General features: G+C 45.5%; 19 protein-coding genes. 16 read left to right on the top strand and 3 right to left on the bottom strand.

Going from position 1 to position 25,410, the window contains the following annotated elements; translation table 11 throughout:
- The first annotated feature begins 191 nt into the window (after positions 1 to 191).
- The 4 genes from FN961_RS19130 (at position 192) to FN961_RS19115 (ending at position 4,094) form a co-directional block, all read left to right on the top strand.
- Complete coding sequence (locus FN961_RS19130) at positions 192 to 371, top strand: globin family protein (protein WP_221936136.1); 180 nt, start codon at positions 192 to 194, stop codon at positions 369 to 371.
- Positions 372 to 492: 121 nt separating this feature from the next.
- Complete coding sequence (locus FN961_RS19125; protein WP_144041777.1) at positions 493 to 756, top strand: HP1242/YdcH family protein; 264 nt, start codon at positions 493 to 495, stop codon at positions 754 to 756.
- A 284-nt stretch (positions 757 to 1,040) separates the two neighbouring features.
- Positions 1,041 to 2,543, top strand: a complete 1,503-nt coding sequence (locus FN961_RS19120; protein WP_144041776.1) for a sulfatase-like hydrolase/transferase — start codon at positions 1,041 to 1,043, stop codon at positions 2,541 to 2,543.
- A gap of 93 nt (positions 2,544 to 2,636) precedes the next feature.
- The gene (locus tag FN961_RS19115) at positions 2,637 to 4,094 is read left to right on the top strand and encodes a sulfatase (RefSeq protein WP_144041775.1); all 1,458 of its coding nucleotides are present in this window, start codon (positions 2,637 to 2,639) and stop codon (positions 4,092 to 4,094) included.
- An 85-nt stretch (positions 4,095 to 4,179) separates the two neighbouring features.
- On the opposite strand, the gene FN961_RS19110 is transcribed toward FN961_RS19115, so the two are convergent.
- Positions 4,180 to 4,917: a FadR/GntR family transcriptional regulator gene (locus tag FN961_RS19110; protein ID WP_144041774.1), complete on the bottom strand. Its 738-nt coding sequence runs from the start codon at positions 4,915 to 4,917 to the stop codon at positions 4,180 to 4,182.
- A gap of 471 nt (positions 4,918 to 5,388) precedes the next feature.
- Here FN961_RS19110 and FN961_RS19105 point away from each other — a divergent pair, with 471 nt between their 5' ends.
- The 9 genes from FN961_RS19105 to FN961_RS19065 all read left to right on the top strand — a co-directional run bounded on the left by FN961_RS19105 (position 5,389) and on the right by FN961_RS19065 (position 15,599).
- On the top strand, positions 5,389 to 6,156 hold the full coding sequence (locus FN961_RS19105) for an SDR family NAD(P)-dependent oxidoreductase (RefSeq protein WP_144041773.1): 768 nt from the start codon (positions 5,389 to 5,391) through the stop codon (positions 6,154 to 6,156).
- Positions 6,157 to 7,092, top strand: coding sequence for a 2-dehydro-3-deoxygalactonokinase (locus tag FN961_RS19100; RefSeq protein WP_144041772.1), 936 nt, complete (start codon positions 6,157 to 6,159; stop codon positions 7,090 to 7,092).
- A gap of 83 nt (positions 7,093 to 7,175) precedes the next feature.
- Entirely contained in the window at positions 7,176 to 8,741 is a 1,566-nt protein-coding gene (locus FN961_RS19095) for a sodium/sugar symporter (RefSeq protein ID WP_144041771.1), read from the top strand.
- The gene (locus FN961_RS19090) at positions 8,725 to 9,633 is read left to right on the top strand and encodes an SMP-30/gluconolactonase/LRE family protein (RefSeq protein ID WP_244950672.1); all 909 of its coding nucleotides are present in this window, start codon (positions 8,725 to 8,727) and stop codon (positions 9,631 to 9,633) included. Before FN961_RS19095 ends, FN961_RS19090 begins: the two co-directional genes overlap by 17 nt.
- Before the next feature lie 192 nt (positions 9,634 to 9,825).
- Complete coding sequence (locus tag FN961_RS19085) at positions 9,826 to 10,710, top strand: aldose 1-epimerase (RefSeq protein ID WP_144041769.1); 885 nt, start codon at positions 9,826 to 9,828, stop codon at positions 10,708 to 10,710.
- A gap of 132 nt (positions 10,711 to 10,842) precedes the next feature.
- On the top strand, positions 10,843 to 11,850 hold the full coding sequence (gene galE / locus FN961_RS19080; protein ID WP_144041768.1) for a UDP-glucose 4-epimerase GalE: 1,008 nt from the start codon (positions 10,843 to 10,845) through the stop codon (positions 11,848 to 11,850).
- Between the two features lie 10 nt (positions 11,851 to 11,860).
- Entirely contained in the window at positions 11,861 to 12,907 is a 1,047-nt protein-coding gene (locus FN961_RS19075; protein WP_373293444.1) for a UDP-glucose--hexose-1-phosphate uridylyltransferase, read from the top strand.
- Positions 12,904 to 14,085: a galactokinase gene (galK, locus tag FN961_RS19070; RefSeq protein WP_144041766.1), complete on the top strand. Its 1,182-nt coding sequence runs from the start codon at positions 12,904 to 12,906 to the stop codon at positions 14,083 to 14,085. Before FN961_RS19075 ends, galK begins: the two co-directional genes overlap by 4 nt.
- Before the next feature lie 5 nt (positions 14,086 to 14,090).
- A complete protein-coding gene (locus FN961_RS19065; protein ID WP_144041765.1) occupies positions 14,091 to 15,599 on the top strand; it encodes an arylsulfatase in 1,509 nt (502 codons plus the stop codon).
- Positions 15,600 to 15,875: 276 nt separating this feature from the next.
- Here the strand turns inward: FN961_RS19065 and FN961_RS19060 are convergent, their stop codons facing one another.
- Positions 15,876 to 17,462 (bottom strand): sulfatase family protein, encoded by a 1,587-nt coding sequence (locus tag FN961_RS19060; protein WP_144041764.1) that lies wholly within the window; start codon positions 17,460 to 17,462, stop codon positions 15,876 to 15,878.
- A 110-nt stretch (positions 17,463 to 17,572) separates the two neighbouring features.
- The gene (locus tag FN961_RS19055; protein ID WP_144041763.1) at positions 17,573 to 19,066 is read right to left on the bottom strand and encodes a sulfatase; all 1,494 of its coding nucleotides are present in this window, start codon (positions 19,064 to 19,066) and stop codon (positions 17,573 to 17,575) included.
- A 304-nt stretch (positions 19,067 to 19,370) separates the two neighbouring features.
- Between FN961_RS19055 and FN961_RS19050 the strand changes: the two genes are divergently transcribed.
- The 3 genes from FN961_RS19050 (at position 19,371) to FN961_RS19040 (ending at position 25,403) form a co-directional block, all read left to right on the top strand.
- Positions 19,371 to 22,064 carry a TonB-dependent receptor gene (locus FN961_RS19050; RefSeq protein ID WP_144041762.1) on the top strand — a complete coding sequence of 898 codons (2,694 nt, stop codon included), beginning with the start codon at positions 19,371 to 19,373 and terminating at the stop codon, positions 22,062 to 22,064.
- Between the two features lie 63 nt (positions 22,065 to 22,127).
- Positions 22,128 to 23,612 (top strand): sulfatase-like hydrolase/transferase, encoded by a 1,485-nt coding sequence (locus FN961_RS19045; RefSeq protein ID WP_229814741.1) that lies wholly within the window; start codon positions 22,128 to 22,130, stop codon positions 23,610 to 23,612.
- A gap of 312 nt (positions 23,613 to 23,924) precedes the next feature.
- Complete coding sequence (locus FN961_RS19040) at positions 23,925 to 25,403, top strand: sulfatase family protein (RefSeq protein ID WP_144041761.1); 1,479 nt, start codon at positions 23,925 to 23,927, stop codon at positions 25,401 to 25,403.
- Positions 25,404 to 25,410 lie beyond the last annotated feature (7 nt).

Raw genomic sequence — 25,410 nt, 5'->3', positions numbered from 1 at the left:
CATATAAAGATAGGAAATTGAAGCTACTGAGGTTGCATTGGCGAACAGCCATTAAAACACTACAAGGCTTAATTCTGGAGCCACAAGCATGCTATTAAATTCGAGGGGATCCCTCAGACTCCGAGTAGATCAACTTCTTATACTGATTGGTATAATATACTCAATACTCAAACCAAGTTTAGGTAGCATTGATGAACTCAAAGAGTGGCAAATACGGCATTGAAGAGAGTGAAGCTTGGCTACTGTGCATGCAAAAAGCAGTAGACCTGCAACCCTATGAAGCGGACTTTAAAGTTTACCTAATGGAGCAACTTCGGGTTCCAGCAGAAAGGATAAGACAAGTGTCTGCTCGAGCACACCAAGCAGACTAAAATTAAGGAGTGTTAACCCGATCGTTAAAATCTTCAAAACGGACTTTTTTTCATATTTCATAATGCTATAGTGATGACAGTTCTAAAATAACGAGTTTCTTTCACCATTCAGGGGTTACCTATGTTAAATGAGAATCATGCACTTATTTTCGACTTCCCAGAATATAAACAAGACATTGTTTATTTGAATCATAAAGACGAAGCATTTCAAACACTATCCAAACAATATCACCTATTAGATTATGACATTCGTGAGCTAGAAGTTGCCGGCAGCCCAACCGATGACGAGCATATGCATCAGCTAAAATTACAACGCGCTAATTTAAAAGACGTGCTCTTCCTACAGTTAAAAGAACATCACGATAGCACCGTTTCAGCAAGCTAAATCCAAAAGTAGAGCTGGTAATAAATCCTATTCCAGCTCAAATTCATGCTTACTTAACACCTCCTTACCTCACCAGCCTGTGTACTTCATTTACTAGCCTACATCTTTGTTCATATTCAACTTAAGCATGACAACTGCAAACCATCCTTCTTCCCTCCAATGATTAAACTTACCCCATACTTGTAATGCGATATTGTTAAACTTGTAAAAAAAGGTAAAGCGACTTGATCATTTTATATGATAAATGATACTTATTTGGTTAACTCAATTTGGGATATCCGATAATGAAATTAACGATTAAGAACACCTCCATGGGCATTAGGGCTTCGTTACGCTGGTCTGCAATGGGTCTTCTACTTATTAGCAGCTCAGCTATCGCAGCACAGCAAACACAACCTAATGTAGTAGTAGTATTGGCTGATGACATGGGGTTTGGCCATGTGGCAATGAACTTGGATTTGGCGACAGCAGAGAGCTATAACCCACAGAACCTTAAACGTGACAGCGCACGTCACGCACCAGCATTAGCGCGAGAGTATGCCCAGAAAGCAACGCCGATGCTGACCCAACTGGCCAGTGAAGGCGTGCGATTTACCAATGCTTATGTTCCCAGTCCTTTGTGTGGCCCCAGCCGAGCGGCTTTGATGACAGGTCGTTACCCTCAGCGCTTTGGGGTGTATAACAATGCCGATGTAAAAGCAGCAGGATTACCCGTTACTGAAAATGTATTAGCCAATGACTTTCGCAACGCAGGCTATCGTACAGCCGCCATTGGTAAGTGGCACCTGACTAAAGGCAAAAGTGAGCTACCTCAACACCCGCTAGACCGAGGTTTTGACTACTTCTTTGGCTTTGACCGTTCAGGAACACCTTATTATGGGTCGAAAATCCTCGAAGAGAATCGCAAGCCCGTTAAAGCCGAAGGGTACTTAACAGATCAGTTAACCGACCACGCACTTGAGTTTATCAATAGCGATAAAACAAAGCCTTTCCTTCTCTACATGGCTTACAACGCAGTTCATGGCCCCTTAAATAAACCCGCTCCTAAGGAGTACCAGCAACACTTCAATAGTGGCGATAGGTATCTCGATTACTTCTATGCCTATCTGTACGCACTGGATCAAGGTGTTGCCAAAATCGTCAAGCAGCTTGAGAAAAATGGCCAGCTAGATAACACCATTATTATGTTCCTCAGCGACAATGGGGCGCCGGGCGGAAAACCTTTTCCATTGCCATCGAATGCACCGTTTACCGGATATAAAGGCCAAGTGTGGCAAGGGGGAACCCGAGTACCAGTCATGGTGTGGGGACCTGAACACCTTGTGAAAGGCGGTCGTGTTGATGAGTCTGTTATCTCCTCCATGGATCTGTTGCCAACAGCATTAGCAGCAGCTGGCGTATCACTGCCGGCTAATCTCGACGGCCAAAACCTGCTACCTAAGCTTAAGCAGGCAAAAGACGATAACAGACAGCTATTTTGGGCCAGCCAGCTATCACATCACTGGGGATTTATTCGCAATGCTAAGGGACGAAAAATAGAGGATAAATCGACAGCTGAACCCGCTTGGGCAGTTCGCAGCGACAACTGGATGTTACGTTACTGGGCTGACAGTCAATCAACTGAACTATTTGATATGAACTCAGACCATGGCGAAAAACAAGATATCGCCAGCAAGCATCCAGCGGTGGTGAAGCAACTGACTGCTGACTATAAAGTCTGGTTCGACACCTTGGCTAAACCTGCCGGTTGGCAGGAGAGTTATTGGGAAAAACTGCAAGTTAAATAACCCTGCAATAGCCGGACTCTATGGAGTTCGGCGTTAATCACTAACGAATAACTTTGATGGTTTTACTTGATACACATAGGCGGAAAGACAGTGATGAGAACATCGATCCCTTTATTACTTACCACTCTGTTCAGCATGGGGGTCAGCGCCCATCAACAGGATCCCTTAACCTCCTTACCAACATCAGCGACGAATTCTGGAGCGCCGCAAAATGTGCTGGTGCTTTTGATAGACGATCTAGGCTGGACAGATTTAGGCGCGTACGGTAGCCAATATAATGAATCTCCCAATATCGATGCCTTAGCGACAAAAAGCCGCTTGTACACCCAAGCTTATGCCTCATCACCCGTGTGCTCACCCACCCGAGCGGCCTTGATGACTGGAAAGCACCCTAGTAGATTGAAAATCACCACTCATTTCCCTGGGTTTACGGCAAAAAATCCCAAGCTGAAGGAACCCTTTAAAACAGACCATCTCCCCTTGTCAGAATTTACCCTCGCAGAGGTTTTTCAATCTCGCGGTTACGGCACCTTTTTCGCTGGGAAATGGCATTTGGGCGGTGATGGCAAGTTACCAACAGATCAGGGTTTTGATACTAATATTGGTGGGTTTAACAAGGGGTCTCCTCGAGGCGGTTATTACGATCCCTACAAAAATCCCAACTTAGCTAACCGCACACCCGGTGAACATCTCACTAAGCGACTCACAGATGAAACCATCGACTTTATTAAACAAGATCATGACAAGCCATTCTTTGCGCTTTTATCCTATTACGCGGTGCATACGCCGTTAGAAGCGGGGCCAGATAAGTATGAATATTTCAAAGATAAAACCGATACCGTCGCTGGCACTAAGGCATTTTTGATTGATGACGCACACAATAGCCGCACGCAGCTTAACCAAGTTGATGCAAAATATGCGTCTATGATTTGGGCAGTTGATAAGTCAGTGGGACGTATTCTCGCAGCACTGGAACAACAGGGATTAGATAAGAACACCCTTGTGGTATTAACGTCTGATAACGGCGGCTTCTCAACGCGTAAACAGGGAGATACGAGAGTCACGGGGACTGCCAACCTGCCGCTGCGATCTGGTAAAGGCTGGGTATACGAAGGCGGCATCCGTATTCCATTATTGATCCATCAGCCCGGTCAGCAAGTGCAAAGCCAACACGACACCTTAACAACATCGGTAGATCTTTACCCAACATTGGCATCAGTCGCTGGCGCTAACACCTCCGAAGATATTGATGGCACTGACTTACTGATGCTGGATAACAACCCTAGCATTGCGAACCAGCGCCCTATTGTTTGGCATCATCCTCATTATCACGGCAGTGGCAATACGCCCAGTGAAGCTATCCGTGTGGGCGATTGGAAACTGTTGAAGTTTTATGAGCAAGATACTGTCGAGCTGTACAACCTGAAACAGGATATCGCTGAGCAAGTGAACTTAGCAAACAGTGAACCAGACAAAAAGAAGCAATTACTGGCGCTGCTGGATAAGTGGTATACGGATAATGGAATAGAAAGAATTAGCCTAATTGAATAGGTAATATCTATCGCAAAAAACAAAAACGCCACTGAATACAGTGGCGTTTTTAAGACTACGAGTCTGTTTATTTCAAACGACTCATTTAGCTGAGTTGTATATCGGGCACTGGTGTTGTGCGCTCAATAAACTGAGATTCAATCAGCTCAATCGCTTCATCCAAAATCTCTTTTGATGCTTTATAAGCAGCGTCGCTGTCTCGAGATTTAATGGTATCCAGAATATGTTGATGCTTGATCACATCAGCTCCAGGCACACCTTTAATTTTATTGGTGTAACGGATACTCACTCTTAACGCAGTCGCGATAAAGTTAGTCAACTGGTAAAAAAAGCGGTTACAGCTCGCTTCTAGAATGGCGGTATGGAATGCAATATCAGCTTCTAAAGGGTCATCCAAACCATTATCGGCGTCGCGCATTCTCTCCAATGCATTTTCAATATTACGCAGCTGATCGGCGTTAGCTTGCAAAGCGGCTAATGCACAGGCCTGAGGCTCAATAGCCACACGCATCTGAGTAAATTCATGTAAAAGCTGAATGGAAGGTTTACTGCTTAAAATCCAACTTAATACGTCAGTATCAAATAGATTCCAATTGTGTTCTGGCATCACGCGAATACCTTGTTTCGGGCGTGACGTAATAAGTCCCTTGGCTGAAAGCATTTTTACTGCTTCACGGGTTGCACTTCGGCTGACACTGTATATAGAGCAGAGCTCAGCTTCCGATGGTAGGCCACTTCCTACAGAATAACGGCCCTTAACAATCTCCATCCCGAGATCATGGGTGAGTTGATGAGTTAAATTGTGTTTCTCACGTAGAATCATAATACTCTTACTTTTCATGTAAATAGCTGATGCATTTCCCTTTTATGACAATGCTATTAACGTCAAGGGTTTGCTCATACTACCTCAGATGTAAGTGACTAGAAAACAAGTAAATCAAAAAACCTCATGAATATAAGACTTACGTATAGCGCTTATTGTTAAAAGCGGAAAATAAGTTGACTCAATGTTAAATATAGTATTAATATGACAATATAGATAAGAACAGCAATACCAATACTGCTAATATAATTGCACTAAAAATATTTAACATAGTGATTAATAGTATTTATCTACTTAATAGTACTAAAAACTTACTAATAAGCAATGAGTTAAGGTATTCCTATTGATTCATTATCAGTGCGGTGGACGAAAGGTGGCCATTTTCAACTAAGTTTAATTAGTTGAAAAAGTTGCAAAAATGAACAAGCTGATACAGCTTTTCATTAAGGCCATTGATTAGGAGAAAAACTTATGACCATCTCACAGCTTGATTATCGGCTTGGCGGACGCGGAGTATTTGTAACCGGAGGCGCTACCGGCATCGGGGCTGCACTTGTAAAGGCATTTATCGAGCAGGGATCGAATGTTGTCTTTGTGGATATTAACAACCAAGCGGGTGAGACGCTACTGCATGAGCTGACACCTAAAGCCGATCAACAGCTGCGCTTTTTACCACTGGATGTCACCAATACCCAGTTACTGCAGCAAACCATCGCTGAACAAGCCGCTTTATTGGGCCGTTTAGACGTAATGATTAATAACGTGGGCAATGATAGCCGGCATGACGCCACAGAGTTAGAAGAGCAAGATTGGATGCAGTGCATGGCAGTGAATCTGCACCCAGCATTTTTTGCATCTCAAGCCGCCTTTAATGCGATGAAAGATACACAGTCTGGCGTGATACTCAATTTCAGCTCCAATACGGCCTATGTCGGCGAACGAAATATGGCTGGTTACATTACAGCGAAAGCAGGGCTTGCGGGGATGACAAAAGCTTTGGCAAAAGACTACGGGAGCGACCATATCAGGGTCAATGCCATTGTGCCGGGGTGGGTAGCCACAGAGCGTCAACTCGAACAGTGGTTATCACCGGAACAAGAACAGCAATTGATGGCGATGGTAGCCATACAAAAACGCATTACACCGGAGGAGATTGCACGTTTGGCTCTCTTTTTAGCCTCTGATGACAGCACATTTATCACTGGTCAATGCATGGTGGTTGACGGAGGCAGAATATAAGTGACAGGGCAAGCTGATGTAATCGTGATTGACTGGGGAGCCAGTTGCTTAAGGGCATATTTATGTGCTGAAAGTGACGATGGCCTCAAGGTACTGGCGCAGGTAACCGGCCCCGGTGTCACTAAGGTTGGTCGTAGCTTCGAGGCAGTACTGAGTAACGCGATAGCCCCTTGGAGTAAGCAATACGGTGCTTTGCCCATTTTTATGTCGGGCCATATTGGCTCCAGCTTAGGCTGGCATGAAGCGCCATATGTTTTTTGTCCTGCATCACCAGAAGACGTAGCCAAAAAAGTGATTCAGTTTGAATCCAATGGTCACAATATCTATGTGGTGCCTGGCATTAGTTGCGCCGAACCAGACGCTCACAGAGATGTAATGCGGGGTGAAGAAACCCATGTGTTGGGCTGGCTAAATCTCGATGACGCCCATCGCCAAGGTAAGCATCTATTGTGCCTTCCCGGTACTCATACCAAATGGGTGTTGGTTGAAAGCGGTTTGATAACCGTATTCAAAACGGCGATCACCGGTGAATTATTCGATCTGCTAAGTCACCAAAGTGTGCTTATCCAGAATCAAAGCAATGAGATAGATATGACCGCCTTTGAGCGCGGTGTAAGGCTCACCCTTGATAGTGATTCTGGCCAGTTTGTACATGGCTTATTCAGTGTGCGCACCTTACAGGTATTAGGCGATTTGAAACCTGAGCAGGCTAAGTCTTATCTTTCAGGCGTGTTGATTGGCAGTGATGTCAGAGCGGCATTAATGGCGCCTGAATGGACCATATCGGAATTAAGCTCGATTACCTTAATTGGTAGTCAGTCGTTATGTCGCTTGTTTAGTAAAAGCTTGGAAATAAAAAATATTAGCACTGGAAATATAGATGATAAACAGACGTGTTTAAGCGGATTTTCCGCCATCTACCGTGCCGTTTTGTAGGAGTAAGTCGTGGCCATCATATCGCCAGATACATCTGGCAGATGACCAAATTTAAATAATAATATGCTCAAGTGGGGAAGTATATGGAATTAACCATGTTAGATCTGTCTGTTGTTGCCTTTTATGTGGTGGCTCTGATCACAATTGCGTTCTTCGTATCGCGAGAAAAAGCCGGCCATGAAAAAGACGCCAACGATTACTTTCTTGCGGGCAATAGCCTTCCTTGGTGGGCCATTGGCGCGTCATTAATTGCAGCCAATATTTCAGCTGAACAAATTATTGGCATGTCAGGCTCAGGTTACAAAATCGGACTGGCTATCGCCTCTTACGAGTGGATGGCGGCCATTACCTTGATTATCGTCGGAAAATATTTCCTGCCAATCTTTTTGCAAAAAAAGATATACACCATGCCGCAGTTTTTAGAGCAGCGCTTTGATTTCAGAGTTCGACTAACCATGGCTGTTTTCTGGCTTGGGGTGTACATCTTCGTCAACCTGACCTCAGTGTTATGGCTCGGTGCACTTGCCATCAATACTATCGCCGGTGTCGACATGCTCTACGGTATGGGCTTTTTGTGCTTGTTCTCGATTGCCTATTCACTCTATGGCGGATTAAAGGCCGTCGCCTATACCGACATTATTCAGGTGGTACTGCTGATATTTGGCGGTTTATTCCTGACTTACACCACGCTTGAGTTATTAGGTGCTGGTGACGGCATTATGGCTGGGATCAGTAATATTCTCACTCAAGCACCAGAAAAGTTCGACATGATTTTGGCGCCAGATCACCCCCACTATGTTGACTTGCCCGGCTTGTCAGTCTTGGTCGGCGGTATGTGGGTGATGAACTTATCTTACTGGGGATTCAATCAATACATTATTCAACGCACCTTGGCAGCTAAAAACTTACGGGAAGGCCAAAAAGGCATCGCATTTGCCGCCTTCCTTAAGCTGTTAATGCCAATTATCGTAGTTGTACCAGGCATTGCTGCTTACTTGCTGCTGCCGGGGCTGGACAGACCCGATAGGGCGTATCCAGAACTCATGACCATGATGCCAGAAGGGCTTCGCGGGCTTATTTTTGCCGCAGTGATTGCCGCTATTGTGTCATCAGTTGCATCCATGACCAACAGTATTGCCACGATCTTCACCATGGATATCTACAATCAACTGAGCAAAAAGGAGCATGACGCAAAGCATCTGGTTAAAATTGGCCGTGTCGTCAGTTTGCTGTCGTTAGTCATCGCACTATTTACTGCTAAACCGTTATTGGGCAGCTTCGATCAAGCTTTCCAGTATATTCAAGAGTTCACAGGCTTCTTTACACCGGGCATTGTTATCCTGTTCCTGTTTGGTATGTTCTGGAAAAAGACCACTGCAAATGCTGGGTTAGCAGCAGCGCTCGGCTCGGCAATATTGTCTTTTGTGTTTAAGATATTTTGGCCTGAACTTCCCTTTATGGACAGGGTTGGACTCGTCTTCCTCCTTTGTGCTTTGTTAGCGATAGTGGTTTCTTTAATGGAACATAAAAAAGAGCAGTCTAAGGTGATTGAGCTGTCAGATGTCGATTTCAACACCTCTCGCGGTTATAACATTGCCGGCATTGCAGTGGCGTTGATTCTGATTGGCCAGTATGCAACCTGGTGGTAACGAGCAAAATATGAAGGCGACCTTGCTGTATTCAGTTCCGGTCGCCAACACTTTGGGAGAGGGGGTCATATGGGATCACCTCAGCCAAAAGGTCTGGTGGACAGACATCGAAGAGTGTGTGCTGTACGCCTTTGACCCCCAGCACCGAACACTCGAAAAATGGCATATGCCAGAGCGATTGTGTAGCTTTGCACTGACGGAAACAGAGGGGCTTATCTTGGCGGCATTCGCCTCTGGATTCGCCTTTTTTTGTTTACACAGTAACCAGCTAGAGTGGATTGCCAGACCAGAGCAAGCCTTATCTGGCAAGCGCCTTAACGATGGCAGAGTTGATGCCGCTGGACGTTTTTGGTGTGGCAGCATGGTTGAAACTGACACTGCGCCTATCAATAGCGGCAGTTTGTACTGTGTCAGCAAGGGAGAGTGTGATTGGCAAAGAAATGGCTACCAGATTTTTAATGGCCTGAGTTGGAGCCCTGATAATCGATGGCTGTATTGTGCAGACTCTGCCCATAACGTGATTTATCGCCACCATTTTAATCATCATACTGGCCAAATAGGCATTGCAGAGGTGTTTGCGACTACCCCAGACAATATTTATCCCGATGGTTCGATTATAGATAGCGAAGGAGGTTTATGGAATGCCCAGTGGGGAGGCAGCAGAGTGGTTCGTTATGATACCACTGGAGAGATTCAATTTGTGCTTAATCTACCTGTGACTCAACCTAGCTGTGCGGTATTTGGAGGCGAAGCAATGGATCTTCTTTTTGTCACCAGCGCCAGAGTCGGCCTCACTTCAAAACAACTCGCTCAACAGCCAATGGCGGGAGATCTGCTGGTATATCAAATCGATAGAAAACTGGGATTGCCGAGCCCGAGGTATAAACGCTGATACTGACTGTAATCACCTATCTCCACCTCTTTATTGTCCCATTGTCAGCCAATTTCCCATCAATTATACGCCCTTCCCCTGCGTTTAACTTCATCACTTATGTAAAGAATGTTTCGCCACTGTTTCCATACTGGTCAATTCATAATAATTATAGTATAAATACGATAATGTTTATTAGCATAAGAACAAAAGATGACTGAGCTTATCAATATTTCCAATGACACTTTACGTCTGTGCGTATCGCCAGGCTTAGGCGGCAGCATCATCAGCTTTGAAGCCTTAATAAACGGTCATTGGCAAGCCTTTTTACGCCCAGGTAATAACGCCGAGCATGTGTTGAGTACGGCAGGATTCCCGATGGTGCCTTTTTGCAATCGAGTCCGTAATGGCCATTTTCATTGGCAAGACCAAGCAATAAAATTAACCGCCAATCATCCACCGGAACCACATGCTATTCATGGCTTTGGTTGGCAGCAGCCATGGGCGATAGAACATATTTCACTTAATCAGATTTTACTTAGCCAGAATGAAGACGGGCAAAAATGGCCTTTCAAATATTTCACCAGTCAACTTTTTACGCTCTGTGGCAACAGTCTGCGTGTCGAAATGACAGTGACCAATCACAGCGATCAATCGATGCCTGCTGGCCTTGGGTTTCACCCCTATTTTCCTTTGACACCCGACGTGCGCTTGATGACTGATTGCAGCGAACAATGGCTGGTTGATGACGAATCGATACCGACATCACGGATCCCCGCCCCCTATGCCATGACGAGCTTATCTGGGTTTCCACTAGCGCACTCTAGTTTGGACAATTTGTTTGAAGACTTTGATGGTCATGCAAAGCTCATCTGGCCAGATAGCGGTACCCAGATGGATATTCGGGCATCCAGTGATTGTCGGTTTCTGCAAATTTTCACCCCAGATAATGAGGATTACTTTTGCGTAGAACCACAGAGTATGTGTGTGGACGGCTTTAATCGGTACCAAAATGGCGACAGCAATACTGGCGTTGTTGTATTGGCACCAGGAGAGACCTTGAGCATCTGGATGGAACTGTCTCCTGCAAAATTGTAGCAGCCTAAATCATGGGGCTTATAGCGCTTCTGAAGTGTCAGTTTTGTTAAATAAATAAGTTAAGCTTTATTTTGTATTATTTATAGTATAAATTAATTGTTAAGATAATTAACATGAATGGGGTAAGTGAAGGTGAAAGTTTTGGTCACCGGAGGAATGGGGTATATCGGCAGCCACACATGTTTGGCGCTGCTGAATGCTGGATTCGAACCGATTATTTATGACAACTTAACGAATTCGACCACAGGTGTGTTGCAGCAGCTGTGCCGCATTAGTAATCGTAAGCTGACGTTTGTAGAAGGCGACATACGCGATACTGACTTGTTGCGTCAAGTGATGGCACAACACGGATGTGAAGCCGTGATTCATTTTGCCGCGTTAAAAGCGGTCGGTGAATCAACTGAACATCCACGACGTTATTACGACAATAATGTCGCGGGGAGTTTGTCATTACTAAGCGCCATGGAAGACTGCGGAATCCGCAGTATTGTGTTCAGTTCATCGGCGACAGTGTACGGCGATCCTGATTACATCCCAATTGATGAGTCTCACCCAATTCGAGCAACCAACCCTTACGGCTGGACCAAGGTGATGATAGAGCAAGTGCTAAAAGATACCTGCGCAGCTCAACATGAATGGCAGGCAATCTCCTTGCGTTACTTCAATCCCGTTGGTGCCCATGAATCTGGCTTACTTGGTGAAAACCCATTGGGAACACCCAATAACTTGATGCCCTTTATTGCTCAAGTCGCCGTTAGGCAACGCGATAAGTTACAGGTGTTTGGTGGCGATTACCCCACCCCTGATGGAACTGGCATTAGAGATTATATTCATGTAATGGACTTAGCTGTGGGCCACGTTCGGGCACTTCAAACAAAGATGGGACACACAGGTTTTTTTGCTTACAACCTAGGCACTGGCCAGGGCTACTCCGTGTTGGAGATGATCCACAGTTTTGCTAAAGAGAGCGGTCAAACTATCCCTTATGTCGTGTCTCCTCGCCGTAACGGTGATATTCCCTGCTCTTATGCGGATCCTACATTGGCACAACAGGCGCTTAAATGGCGAGCTGAACGTAACTTGCCGCAGATGACAGCTGATGTGTGGCGCTGGCAATCCAACTACCCAAGTGGAATTTAGGGAGCAGATGATGAATGCCTACGAATTACCCCATAGACGCTATAACCCATTGATGGACGAATGGGTTCTTGTCTCACCCCACAGAAACAACCGCCCTTGGAAGGGCGAGGTGGAAGCGATCTCCGAGGAACACATCCCCTCTTTTGATGACGCTTGCCCTCTTTGTCCCAGTAACAAACGCGCCAACGGTGAAGTGAACACGAATTATCCAAACACCTTTGTTTTTTCCAATGATTTCGGTGCCATCATGCCGATCTCTGCCAATATGACGGAACTTAGTTCGCAGTCCCTGTTAACTAGGTCAGAAACGGTCACGGGAGAATGCCGAGTCATATGCTTTTCACCCGACCACAGTAAAACCTTGGCGCAGATGAATATCTCAGAGATCCGCCATGTGGTGGACACCTGGAAGCAAAATTACCTTGAACTGTCGGCGCATTATAACTGTGTGCATATTTTCGAAAATAAAGGTGCGGTCATGGGCTGCTCCCAACCTCACCCACACGGGCAAATTTGGGCTCATCAACATAGGTCATCTGAAATTGAGAAAGCCAATACAAGCCAAGAAGCGTATTTTCACCAGAAAAAGAGCCCGTTGTTGGATGATTATGTGCAGATGGAGATCAAAGACAAAAGCCGCATTGTCGCCGAAAACGCCGACTGGTTAGTGGTAGTACCTTATTGGGCAAAATGGCCTTTCGAAACCCTGCTATTGACCAAGCATTCATTGGTTGATATCGGGCAATTAAATAACGACCAAAGCCAGACTCTGGCACAAATATTGTCAGAATTGACCATACGTTATGACAATCTATTCCGTTGCCGTTTTCCCTACTCTATGGGATGGCATTGCGCCCCCAAGGATCTGCAGAGTAACGATCACTGGCGCTTGCATGCCCATTTTTATCCGCCCTTGTTGCGCTCCGCTACCGTGAAAAAATTCATGGTGGGCTATGAAATGTTGGCTGAAAGTCAGCGTGATTTGACCGCAGAAAAGGCGGCGCAGTTACTGAGAGATGTCGTTACTGTACATTATTCTTTGGAGACACAGCCGTGAATATTGAAAAACTATTGGTACAATTTGAATCACTATTTTCCAATTCCGCTGAAGGGATAAGTAGCGCCCCTGGTCGGGTTAACTTAATTGGTGAATTTACTGATTACAACGATGGCTATGTATTACCCTGCGCGTTGCAGTTCAGAACTTACGTTGCTTATCGACGTCGCAATGACAATTTGGTGATGGCCTATTCCACCAATTATCCCGGAGAGTGTGAAGCCTTTGAATTGGATTCCCCTATTACTCATGGCACCAGTCATTGGGGCAATTATGTTCGCGCCATCGCTTACGTATACCAGCACAGCAAACATCAATTCGGCGGTTTGGATATTCTCATTAGCTCCAATGTCCCTCAAGGAGCAGGGTTGTCCTCATCTGCAGCGCTAGAGGTGTCTTTAGGTGGCGCTTTAAATCAGGCATTTGACTTGCAGTTGAACTCCGAGCAAATAGCCCTTTTGGGGCAGCAGGCTGAAAATGATTTTATGAATTGCCAGTGCGGCATTATGGATCAACTCGTCTCCGCCAAGGCCAGCCATAATAATGCCCTATTGATAGATTGCATGAGTTTGTCGATTCAGCATTACCCGATCCCTGCCAATCTCGCATTGGTGGTGATTAATTCGAATTTTCCCCGTAAGTTAGTTGAAAGTGAATATAACCAACGCCGTATTGATTGCATGAATGCCGCTGCCAAAATGGGGGTTAAAACCCTGCGTCAAGCGAGCCTTGATGACTTATATTCCGCACGGGATAACATGAGCATGAACGAGTTTAAGCGTGCAAGACATGTCATCAGTGAAAACCAGCGAGTATTGCAAGCTGCCAAGGCGTTACAACATGATGAACTGAGCAAACTCAGTGAGTTAATGAGAGAGTCTCATCGCTCATTGCGAGAGGATTTTGAGGTTACTGTACCAGCGACCGATGGTTTAGTTGAAATTTGCCATCATACTCTAGGTAAAGATTGTGCCACGCGGATGACTGGCGGTGGTTTTGGTGGCGCCGTAATATGCATATGCCACCATGAAAATGTCCCAAAAATTGTTGATGCTATTTCCAGCCAATACCTTGAGAAATTTGGCTTGGAAGAGACCATTTATGTGGCCAATGCCGCTGAAGGCTTAGTATCAACATTATTTGAAAATCATAAAACACTGGCAGAACAGTTAAGGTAGCAGTGATGAAACGAAGTCAGATTAATCTGAATGTGGCTGTATTGCTTGGACTGATGACTGCCGGCTGCGTACAGACAAAGCAGCAAGATCAACTGACCCAGGCAAAAGAGTCTGAGCGACCGCCAAATGTCATTTACTTTTTGGCAGACGATTTGGGTGTGGGTGATTTAGCCAGCTACGGCCAACAGAAAATACGCACTCCCAATATTGACCGCCTTGCCAGTGAAGGGATGCGTTTTACTCGGCACTACTCAGGTAGCTCAGTTTGCGCGCCATCCCGTGCCAGCTTGATGACCGGGAAAGATATGGGTCACACCGGCGTGCGGGGCAATTACCAGCAAAAGAATGTCCCTGCAACGGCTGAATATCAAGGTCAATATCCTCTGCCACAAGGTGCGACGACATTAGCGCATCTGTTCCAGCAAGCGGGATATCGCACTGGCGCATTCGGAAAGTGGGGACTGGGGGCATCCCAGAGCAGTGGTGCTCCGGCCGCCATGGGGTTTGATGAATTTTATGGCTATCTGGATCAACGTCAGGCGCATAATTACTTCCCTCGTTTTCTCTGGCAAAACCACCAGCAAGTTTGGCTCAATAATCCAGTGATTAACGTCCACCCCAAAGCGCGAAAAGGTTCCAATGACCATAAAGAATATATGGGGGAGGATTATGCTCCCTACAAAATCGTCGCTAAAGCCAAGGCGTTTATCCGCAAAAATCAGAGCGAACCCTTTTTCCTCTATGTTCCTTTTGTTGTCCCCCACGCCGCGATGCAAATACCTGATGCAGAGCTTGAAGCTTATGCATTTACTGAAACGCCTCATGTAATAGGTGGTGCGCGGGCTTATACACCACACCCCAAACCTCGAGCGGCAAGAGCGGCGATGATCTCCCGTATGGATCGCGATGTCGGTGACATGATGACTTTGTTGGAGGAGCTAGGGCTAGATGACAACACCTTAGTATTTTTCTCCAGTGATAATGGTGCCACCACAGCTGGCGGTTCAGACATCAAGTTCTTCAATAGCACTGCAGGTTTACGTGGTGAAAAAGGAACGCTTTATGAAGGCGGGATTAGAGCGCCATTAATCGCTCGCTGGCCCAGTAAAATTAAGCCGGGCAGTGAGAATAATCAGTTGTCCGCTTTTTGGGATATGCTACCGACATTTGCCGAGTTATTGCAGCAGCCATCACCTGAGGATATCCAAGGGATCTCTATTTTACCGGGATTATTAGGCGAACATAGCGATGAACGACACGAAAGCCTCTATTGGGAGTTTCACAGTCGTAACCCTTCACAGGCAGTTGTTATGGATGACTGGAAAGCGATCCGCCATTTCAGCAAGGTCAAAGGCCTTAAGGAGTTAGTCGCCGGTAAAACGGCTCTTTACCACCTTGTGGATGATCCAGAAGAAATCGTGGATCTTGCAGATAGTCACCCTCAATTAACGGCACAAGCAGAAGCCATTATGGCTCAGAGACAAAGTGCCCCCCATGCTCCCTGGAATTTTTAGGGAGTAGTAGTCGATTCTAGTTTTAGTTTTTAGGTGTTCCAACCTTGTTTGCCGACCTTATGGTCGGCTTTTTTTCGCCACGACTTTAGTTCTAACACCACCACAAAACCGACCATCCACCTTCAATGCGTTCACCAGTACAAGGCAAAGCCGCCTTCTTTCCATCTTGATGCATATCGCCACTCTCATCTGAAATACCTTTTCACAGGCCAACAAAAAGGGACCCGATGGTCCCTAATTGCAATCAATACATATTATCCACCAACACAACTCATGTTAGCGATAGCCACTTTCCATGATTTGATGGAGCTTGTGCTTCATCGCAACGACTTTATCAATGTTGCTGGTCGCGAGGTTTTCCTGCTCCGCGATATCCATGCTGAGGTTGTACAACTGCTCTGATTTTTGCAGTCCAACTTCAATCTCTTTGTTCTTTAACCAAGCGGGTAAATCTTCACCTAAAAATGGACGAATATACTTCCAGTTTCCCTGACGTAAAGACACAGTACCAACAGACTCTTTCACCAAGAACTCTCTGCCAGTATCAGTATTACCCAACCAGGCATCCAACTGTGGCAAACTGTCCATCGCCTCCCCTTCTGCCAACGCTAATCCCAACAACTTGGCCATTGAAGCGTAGATATCGATTTGAGATGTTAATGCCGCACTCTCTTTGGGCTGCACATGACCAGGCCAGTACACAATCGCTGGTACGCGAGTTCCTGCCTCATACGCACTGTACTTACCGCCTCTAAATGGACCAGAAGGCTTGTGTTCGCCTAACATTTCAACCGCCTTGTCATAATAACCATCATCCAGCACTGGGCCGTTATCACTGGTGAAAATGAGAATGGTATTATCGGCAATCCCCTGCGCTTCTAACTCCTTCACTATCTGCCCCGTCATCCAATCTAGCTGGACAATCGCATCACCTCTTGGCCCCATACCGCTTTTCCCTTGAAATCGTTTATGAGGTAGGCGAGGCACATGAATATCGTGCATTGAATGGAACAGGAAGAAAGGCTGATCTTTATGCTGACGAATAAAGTCCACTGCCTTGGCAGTGAACACATCTGGGAAATCTTCGTCTACCCAATACGCCGACTCACCGCCATCCATACTGCCAATACGGCTGACACCGTTCACAATGGTATTGCTATGTTGGGGATCCGCATTTACCCGTAGCATTTCAGGGTGTGACAAACCTGTCGGTAAATTGCCGATGTTTTCTTTGTAGCTCACCGATAATGGATCGGCACTATCGAGGTTCAGAACATGGTGGTTTTCCAGAAATACCGTCGGTACCCTGTCACCTGTGGCTGGCAGCAAAAAGCTGTAATCAAAACCAATCTCCAATGGTCCAGGTTTCACAGCCTGATTCCAGTCGACCTCGCCATATCCCAAGCCCAGATGCCACTTACCTATCACCGCTGTCGCATAGCCAGCCTTTTTCAGTAACTTGGGTAGCGTAGCTTGCTCTGGATTGATCAGTAACGGTGCATCTCCCGGTAAAATTGCCGCGTTAGAGCGAAAACCATGCTCACCGGTCAGCAAAGAATAACGTGAGGGAGTGCAAGTGGCGGCTGATGCGTGAGAATCGGTCAACTTAAGCCCTTTAGCTGCGAGCGCATCAATATTAGGAGTGCTAACTCCTGTAGCGCCGTAACTGCTAATATCGCCATAACCTAGATCGTCGGCGTAAATAATCACCAGATTAGGTTTCAGCGATTTAGGTTCAATGACAGCCTGGGCATCCGTATCGGTTGCTGGAGCACTGATTTTGGCAGCCTTAGGGGCATCATTACATCCACCAAGGAGCAATCCAGTTGCCAGAGTTAACCACAAATGTCGTGCGAGGTTCATGATGTTTTGTCCAATTTAATTTCTATTTATATTATTAATACTACATTTGTAACACTTATTGCAAATTAGTTGCACTCTAGTGTGTGGTTTTAGCAGCACAATGAGCAGCCTTACTCATAGATAGACTTGAGCTTAATGGCATCTTTAGCTTGGTATTCGGGATTAGCTTCAGTCGCCCTCGGCGCATTCACTGAATCTTGCCACGTCAGTAACGCCTCAAGCATTTTGGCTGCCAGTTCAGGTTGATGCTTCGTGAGATTATTCTGTTCACTGCTGTCATTGACGACATTAAACAGAAGTTGCTTACCGGTTTCATCACTGTGGATCAGCTTATAATCCCCCATGCGGATGGCGGCTCCGGGAGTATGTTTCCAATAAGGATAGTCAGGGTTACCACGGTATGGAGCGAATTGGTCGATATACACAGGGGCATGCCAAAACAGACTGCGATCTCGTATCTCTTTGCCCTCCCTTGCTAAGCTGATGATGTCGTCGGCAACAGAGGGCTCTACTACGTCGCGCTTGGTTAACATTGAAGTACTCGACAAAAGTTGAGTAAAACCTGCGAAGAGATCAGACATCTGCACTGGGGTGGCATTCTGACTGTCGGTAGGCAACACCGTGGGCCAAGAGAGCACCAAAGGTACTCGGATCCCGCCTTCAAATAATGAGCTTTTATATCCTCTAAAAGGCAATGAGGAGGTAGCTGGATCATAGCCGCCATTGTCAGAGGCAAAGATAACCAAAGTATTATCTCTAAGCCCTTGCTCTTCGAGCTGATGAATAATTTTCCCAACGTTATTGTCCAAATTACTCACCATCGCGGCATAAGCCGCACTTTTTATCTCTCCGCTTTGCTCACGCTTTTTGTGACTCTTTTGCCAAGCCTCTGGCGCTTCTATTGGAGTGTGCACCGCATAAAAGGGTAAGTAGAGTAGAAACGGTTTTTGCTGCTGCGCTATGTATTGAGTGGCTTCGCGGGTAATGCGGTCACTGAGAAATTCATTGCTGCGCCCCTCACCCTTAAGACCAATTAACTTGCGTCTACGCTTGCTATAGGGATAGAAATAGCTAGGTGGGTGCCCAAGATGGGAGGCGGCATTGGCGTAATCAAACCCATATTCAACCGGTGACACTTTGCCAAGATGCCACTTCCCTATCACAGCAGTACTATATCCTTGCTGTTTGAACAGATCCGCCACCGTAGTCAAACTCGAATCCAATTCGGTAATGTTAGGTACAGGGATCAGTTTACGGTATTTACTCTCACCTCTGGCGGAGCTGCCAACCGTTAATATACCGTGCTCAGCAGGTGTGAGTCCTGTCATCAAGCTAGCGCGGCTTGGGGCGCAATTCGCAGCATTGGCATAAGCCTGAGTGAAGCTGACACCTGAACTGGCTAACCCATTAATGTTTGGCGTCTCATATTGGCGGGCACCATAAATCCCTGTGTCCATGATACCGAGATCATCAGCATAGATAATAATGACGTTCGGTTGTACATGTTCGCTGTTCTTCTGCTGACTGACCTTATCATCGCTATGTGCCCAGGCTGTCATCACGCCTAAATTTGTTATAACTAATGCCAAAATAAATAATTTCAAACTGACTTCTCCCAATTACTGCTTGTAACACCCTTGAGCTAACACTCCATCAAACACCTAATTTATATACTTAAACTAGCATTTTTCTGCGCTAATTAAAGCTTAACTCAGACAAATACACCTCATCACTTATGTTTAAAAAATGTATACAAAGCGTTAACTCCTGTTGATCTTTCATTCAATTTAACATATTAATAATACAAATCACAAAAACGAGAAACATTATCAACAGTTCAGGGTGTCACTACCTGCCTAGATAGCGTTTTACTGCTATAACAAATAAACAACATAAGGGGAGGAGATTATGGCTTGGTTTCGTAAAAGTGCAGTATCTCTAGCATGTCTTAGCGTATTGACCAGCGCTTCCGGTCTGGTAAACGCTGCAGATGAACAGCAAACAAAACAAACTAAAAAAGAAGAGATGGAAATTATTGAGGTTAAGGGCATTAAGTCCAGCTTGAAAAAAGCACTCAATGACAAACGCTTTGCCAATCAGGTGGCGGATATGATCTCTGCCGAGGATATCGGCAAACTTCCCGATGAAAACATTGCCGATGCTTTGCAGCGTGTTACAGGCGTGACCATTGGCCGTAACTCAGGTGAAGGCACCACGATTAGTGTTCGTGGTGTTGCTCCAGGTTTAAGCAATGTAACGATTAATGGCCAAAGTCAGGCCAGTGCATCAGGTGAAGGCCGAGAGTTCTCTTTTGACTCCATTGCCTCTGAGCATGTATCTGCCTTGCAGGTGATTAAAAGTCCCACTGCGGATATGGAAGAAGGCGGTATTGGTGCCACAGTGAACGTGGTGACCCGCCGTGCACTGGACTTTAAAGATGATCGAACCAAACTGACCGCATTTGCTGATTACTCTGAATTAACTCAAAAAACAGAACCACGTCTTTCTGCTTTACTTAGCCGCCAAAATGAAGATAAAACCTTTGGGTTTTTACTCTCAGCTAACCACTCGGTCCGCACCCTGCAAGAAGATGCTTTACGTGGATGGGGCTGGCGACAAAATATCGTTAATGAAGACGATGGTGCGGTTGAAGGCGCTGAAGTCGGCGATGAGTATTCTTACCTGAATCGACTTCGTTACCAAACAGGTACAAAAGAGCGCACTCGCACAGGTGGAACACTGTCGCTTCAGTGGCAACCAACAGATACCTTTGAGCTATATCTGGACACCCTCTATAGCCAACTGACACAAGTACGCGATGAATCCTATTTGGAAACTCGTTTCCCTATCGCTGGAAACAAAAAGAAGAAAAAGCCTGTTATTTTAAAAGGTTCAGATTCAGCGGTAGTGAATGAAAATGGAACTTTAATTGTCTCACAAATAGACGGTGCGCAGGTATTCAATAGCGCTTGGTATAACGAAGAAACCACTAAAACACTGACTACCACTTTTGGTGGCAGCTATGTACTGAACGATAACTGGGAGCTTGCCAGTGAAGTCGGTTATTCTCATATCGAGCGTCACACTGACGACAATATCCGTTCTTTTGCAGAAGCGGATCATAAGTTTGATCTGGATTATCGTCTAGATGGTCGCTTCCCGGTTATCGACTATTACAAAGATGCCAAGAATGTACCAATTAGCGATACCAGTGAACTTGTAAACCCTGGTAACTCGGATATCTACACCAGCAAACCCGCTAACCTAAGGGTACAACTGTTTAATATTGAAAATACCAAGGCGACCGTAAAATTTGATGTCACAGGAACCTTAGACGGTGATTTCTTTACCGATGTGAAATTCGGCACCATGTTCAAGCATCAAAACAAGTCTCGCACCAAAGACGAAGCCTTTATCAAAAAGTTTGAAAACCATGGGCTGAATGAATTTAAAGGCAAAACGATCACAGGGCTGTATGAAGGCTCGGATTCAGAAGTCTCAAGTGTTAGTTATAACCAAACAGATTTATTCAAGCTGCGTGATACTGCTCAAGCTGAAGGTATACCATTAACGCTTGAGCCTGTTCCAGAGTTTAACTATGACGTCACCGAGAAAACCCAGGCTGCCTATGTACGAGTTGACTACAACACTGAAGTCTTCGGCGATATGTCTCTAAGAGGTAACATTGGTGCCCGATATGTCCACACCGATGTTGAATCTATTGGTCTTAGCGAAGAGCTTGATGGCACTGATGTAGAACGTACAATAGAAAATGACTATAGCGATGTACTACCAAGCTTTAACGTTTCCCTAGGCCTCACGGATGACCTGCTACTGCGTGGCGCTGTTGCTAAGGTCATGTCACGTCCCGCCTTGTCGGATCTCTCTGCCCATAAGTCAATTAGCGAAAATGGTGATGGCGAAATAACCATACGCCAAGGTAACCCGGATCTCGATCCATACCGTGCAACATCATATGATTTATCATTGGAATGGTATTTCGATGAAGCCTCAGTACTCTCCCTTGCAGGGTTTTACAAAGACGTGGATTCGTTCATCTTTGACCTTCGTCATGACTCAACTCTGGAAGATAACATCGACGTTGCCACGATTGAACCAACCAACGGTGCAGGCGCCAAGGTTAAAGGTTATGAAATTGCCTTCCAGCATATTTTTGAGTACCTACCAGGTTTCTTAAATGGTTTTGGCCTTAACCTGAACTATACCTATCAGGACAGTGATGCAGATTTTAATCGTGAAGGTGTCAGCAATAGTTTTGGCATGCCGGGATTATCCAAAGACAGCTACAACGCCGTGGTGTTCTACGAGAAGTATGATTTCAGCACACGTCTAGCCTACAACTATCGCAGTCAATATTTGATTGAGCCATCTGGCAGACAAGAAAATGTGATATTTGGTGATGATTATGGCCAGTTAGATTTTTCAGCCAGCTATGACATCACTAAACAACTGACAGTTAGTTTTAACGCTATCAACCTCACTGAATCTGAACAGCGTCAGTTTGCTGGGTTTGAAGAACGTCTGTACGAGAACTATATCTATGGCCGCCGTTACCATCTTGGCTTCAGCTATAGTTTCTAATATTCAGTTAGTTACCACCTAAGAAAGCCTCTCTTTTGAGGCTTTTTTTATAGGTGTCATTTATTGCAACAAAAGGTAAGTATTAAGATGCGTTTTTTCTTCTGTCTGTGGTTATTACTATTTCTGGTTGGATGTCAATCTCAACCCAATCCACGTCCCAATGTGTTGTGGATTTACGTTGAAGATATGAATGATTGGATGGGCGCTTACGGCGACCACACAGTGCCGACCCCCAACATTGATAAACTGGCTGACCAAGGAGTGCGATTTGATAAAGCGATGATGCCAGCCCCAGTTTGCTCGGCTGTTCGCTCAGCTATCATTGCAGGGGATATGCAAACCAGCATAGGCGCGCATCATCACCGCAGCGGAAGAGCTGGATATGAACCCGTACATTTAGCCCATTCAAGTGTACCTGAGCAGTTCCGACAACACGGGTATGAGACCTTTAATATTGGCAAAGATGATTACAATTTTATCTACGATAGAAGGGATTTCTATTCTCTAATGCCTGGGCCAGATCCAGGGCATCATGCGGGCTTTGACGGTGCTGAATTTGATTGGGCAACAAGGTTAGGACAGTCAGGAAAACCCTTCTTTGGCCAAATTCAACTGCGTGGCGGTAAGTTAAAAATCAAGAAACCTCCGGTAGTGGTTGATCGCAGTTCAGTCACTTTACCACCCTACTACAACGACCAACCCCTAACCCGAGATGCATGGGCTAAGCATTATGAGAATATTCATGTCACCGACCTTCAAGTGGGCGACATCCTTAAGCAGCTACAGGACAACGGCTTACTCGAGAATACCGCCGTGTTCTTCTTCTCTGATCACGGCATGGGGTTTCTCAGGCATAAACAGTTTTTGTATGACGGCGGACTGCAGGTACCGCTAATCGTGAATTGGCCAGCAGGAAACGACAAAATTAGAACCTTAGGCCAAGTACGTGAAGAGATTGTCAGTGGATTGGATATTGCTGGCGCAAGCATGGGGCTGGCAGGGATCCCAGTACCTGAACATATGACAACACGGGATCTGTTTGCTGATGATTATCGCCCTAGAGAATGGGTTATTTCAGCACGGGATAGATGTGACTGGACCTTTGACCGCATCCGTTCTGTTCGAACCAACAGGTATAAATATATCCGCAATTACTTCCCTGAACGCCCCTATATGCAATCTCAATTTCGCGATCGCTGGAAGATGACCAAAGAATATCGTCAGGCGTTTAATCAAGGTAAGTTCAACACCATTCAATCTTTGTTTATGGCACAAGCAAAGCCTGCAGAGGAGTTGTACGATCTGCAGAATGACCCCCATGAAATTAATAATTTGGCTGCATTTCCTGCCCATCAAGTACAACTGGCACAGCTGCAACAAGTATTGAATCAATGGGAGCAAGAAAGCGATGATAAAGGCCAATATGCGGAAACCGATAAGAGCCTTGCCGAAGTGCTCCGTTATTTTGGGGATAATTGCCAAAGCCCAGAGTGCCAACGCTACAGAGATAAGCATCAATTATCAGGAAACTTAGCCTCGCCTCAGTAATTATCAAGGCATCGCCATCAATAAAGCTTCATATCTAAGATTGCGTTCATTTAACCCACTATCAGCGGGTTAAATGATTTAGTTCCAAATAAGCTTGAGCCAATTTTACAAAAACTCCATTGAAAAGAACACCCTCTTATCCCGATTGATATAACGACCTCTGTGATAATTCCTGTCAAATAACGTAAAGTTAATTAAATGTTCTATTTTTGTATTGATAGTTATTTATATTATTAATAGTATGATTGTATCTATAACCTACAAATAGAGAACTGCCTCACTATCGTTGAAGGACAGATCCTGGAGAGAAGCATGCGTATAGGAGCCTTATTGGCATTGCTGTTAGTCATGGCAGGTTGCCAGACAACCACCGCAGTCGCAGAAAAGCACACAAGCAAACGTCCCAATATATTGTGGATATATGTTGAAGACATGAATGATTGGATGGGCGCTTTCGGCGATAACACAGTGCCAACACCTAATATTGATAAGCTGGCGGGGGAAGGAGTCAGATTCGATCAGGTCATCATGCCTGCCCCAGTTTGTTCAGCTGTCAGATCCGCTATCATCACCGGTGATATGCAAACCACGCTAGGCACCCATAATCACCGCAGCTCTCGCTTCGACTATAACCAAATCACATTACCCGAAGGTCACAAAACCCTGCCTGAATTGTTTCAGGACAACGGCTATGAAACCTTCAATATCGGCAAAGATGATTACAACTTTTCCTACGATCGTAAGCAGCTTTACTCCTTACATCCTGGACCCAAAGTCGGTCATCAAGGAACCCAAGACGGTCCTGATTTCGACTGGGGGAAAACGCTAGCCACATCTGGTAAGCCATTTTTTGGTCAAATCCAACTCCGTGGTGGCAAGTACAAGATGAAGAAACCTCCGATTAAGGTTGATCGCGCTTTAGTGACATTGCCGCCCTACTACAATGACCAGCCTTTAACCCGTGATGCTTGGGCTCGCCACTATGAGAATATCCATATCACGGATCTCGATGTTGGCAAGATCATGACTGAGTTGAAAGACAATGGCCTATTGGAAAATACCGTGGTGTTTTTCTTCACTGACCACGGCATGGGCTTACTGCGCCACAAACAGTTTTTGTATGACGGTGGTTTGCAAGTGCCTTTAGTTGTTAGCTGGCAGGCAGGCAATGACAAGCTACGCGCACTGGGCGCTGAACGTAAAGAACAGATCCGTGGTTTGGATATTGGCGGCAGCAGTTTAGGCCTTGCGGGTATCGACATTCCCTCATACATGACCACTGAAAACTTCTTTGCCGCTGATTACCAAACTCAACCATGGATTATCTCAGCCAGAGACCGTTGTGATTATACCTTTGAGACAATCCGCTCTGTGCGCACTGAAGCGTTTAAATATATCCGTAATTATCACCCTGAACGCCCTTATATGCAGCCTCAATATCGCGATAAGTGGCCGTTAGTAAAAGAGTATAAAAAGGCTTATGCCAGCGGTCAGTTTAACGAGGTTGAATCTCTGCTCATGGCCAATGTAAAACCCGCTGAAGAGCTGTATGACCTAAAAAATGATCCCCATGAAGTCAACAACCTTGCCACAACCCCCGCTTACACAAATCAGTTAATCAGTATGCGCGACATTCTCAATAACTGGGTTAAAGAGACGGGCGACAAAGGGCAAACACCTGAGAGCGATGCGGGCATTCGTGAGGTACTAGAGTTTTATAAAAACAAATGTCAAAGCCCCGAGTGTCGCGGTTACCGTGCTCGTCATCCACATACCAGCAGCAAGCACTAGAGGAGCA

The sequence above is a fragment of the Shewanella hanedai genome (genome assembly GCF_007197645.1).
GTDB lineage: Bacteria > Pseudomonadota > Gammaproteobacteria > Enterobacterales > Shewanellaceae > Shewanella > Shewanella hanedai.
This window is presented reverse-complemented; position numbering and strand designations above follow the sequence as displayed.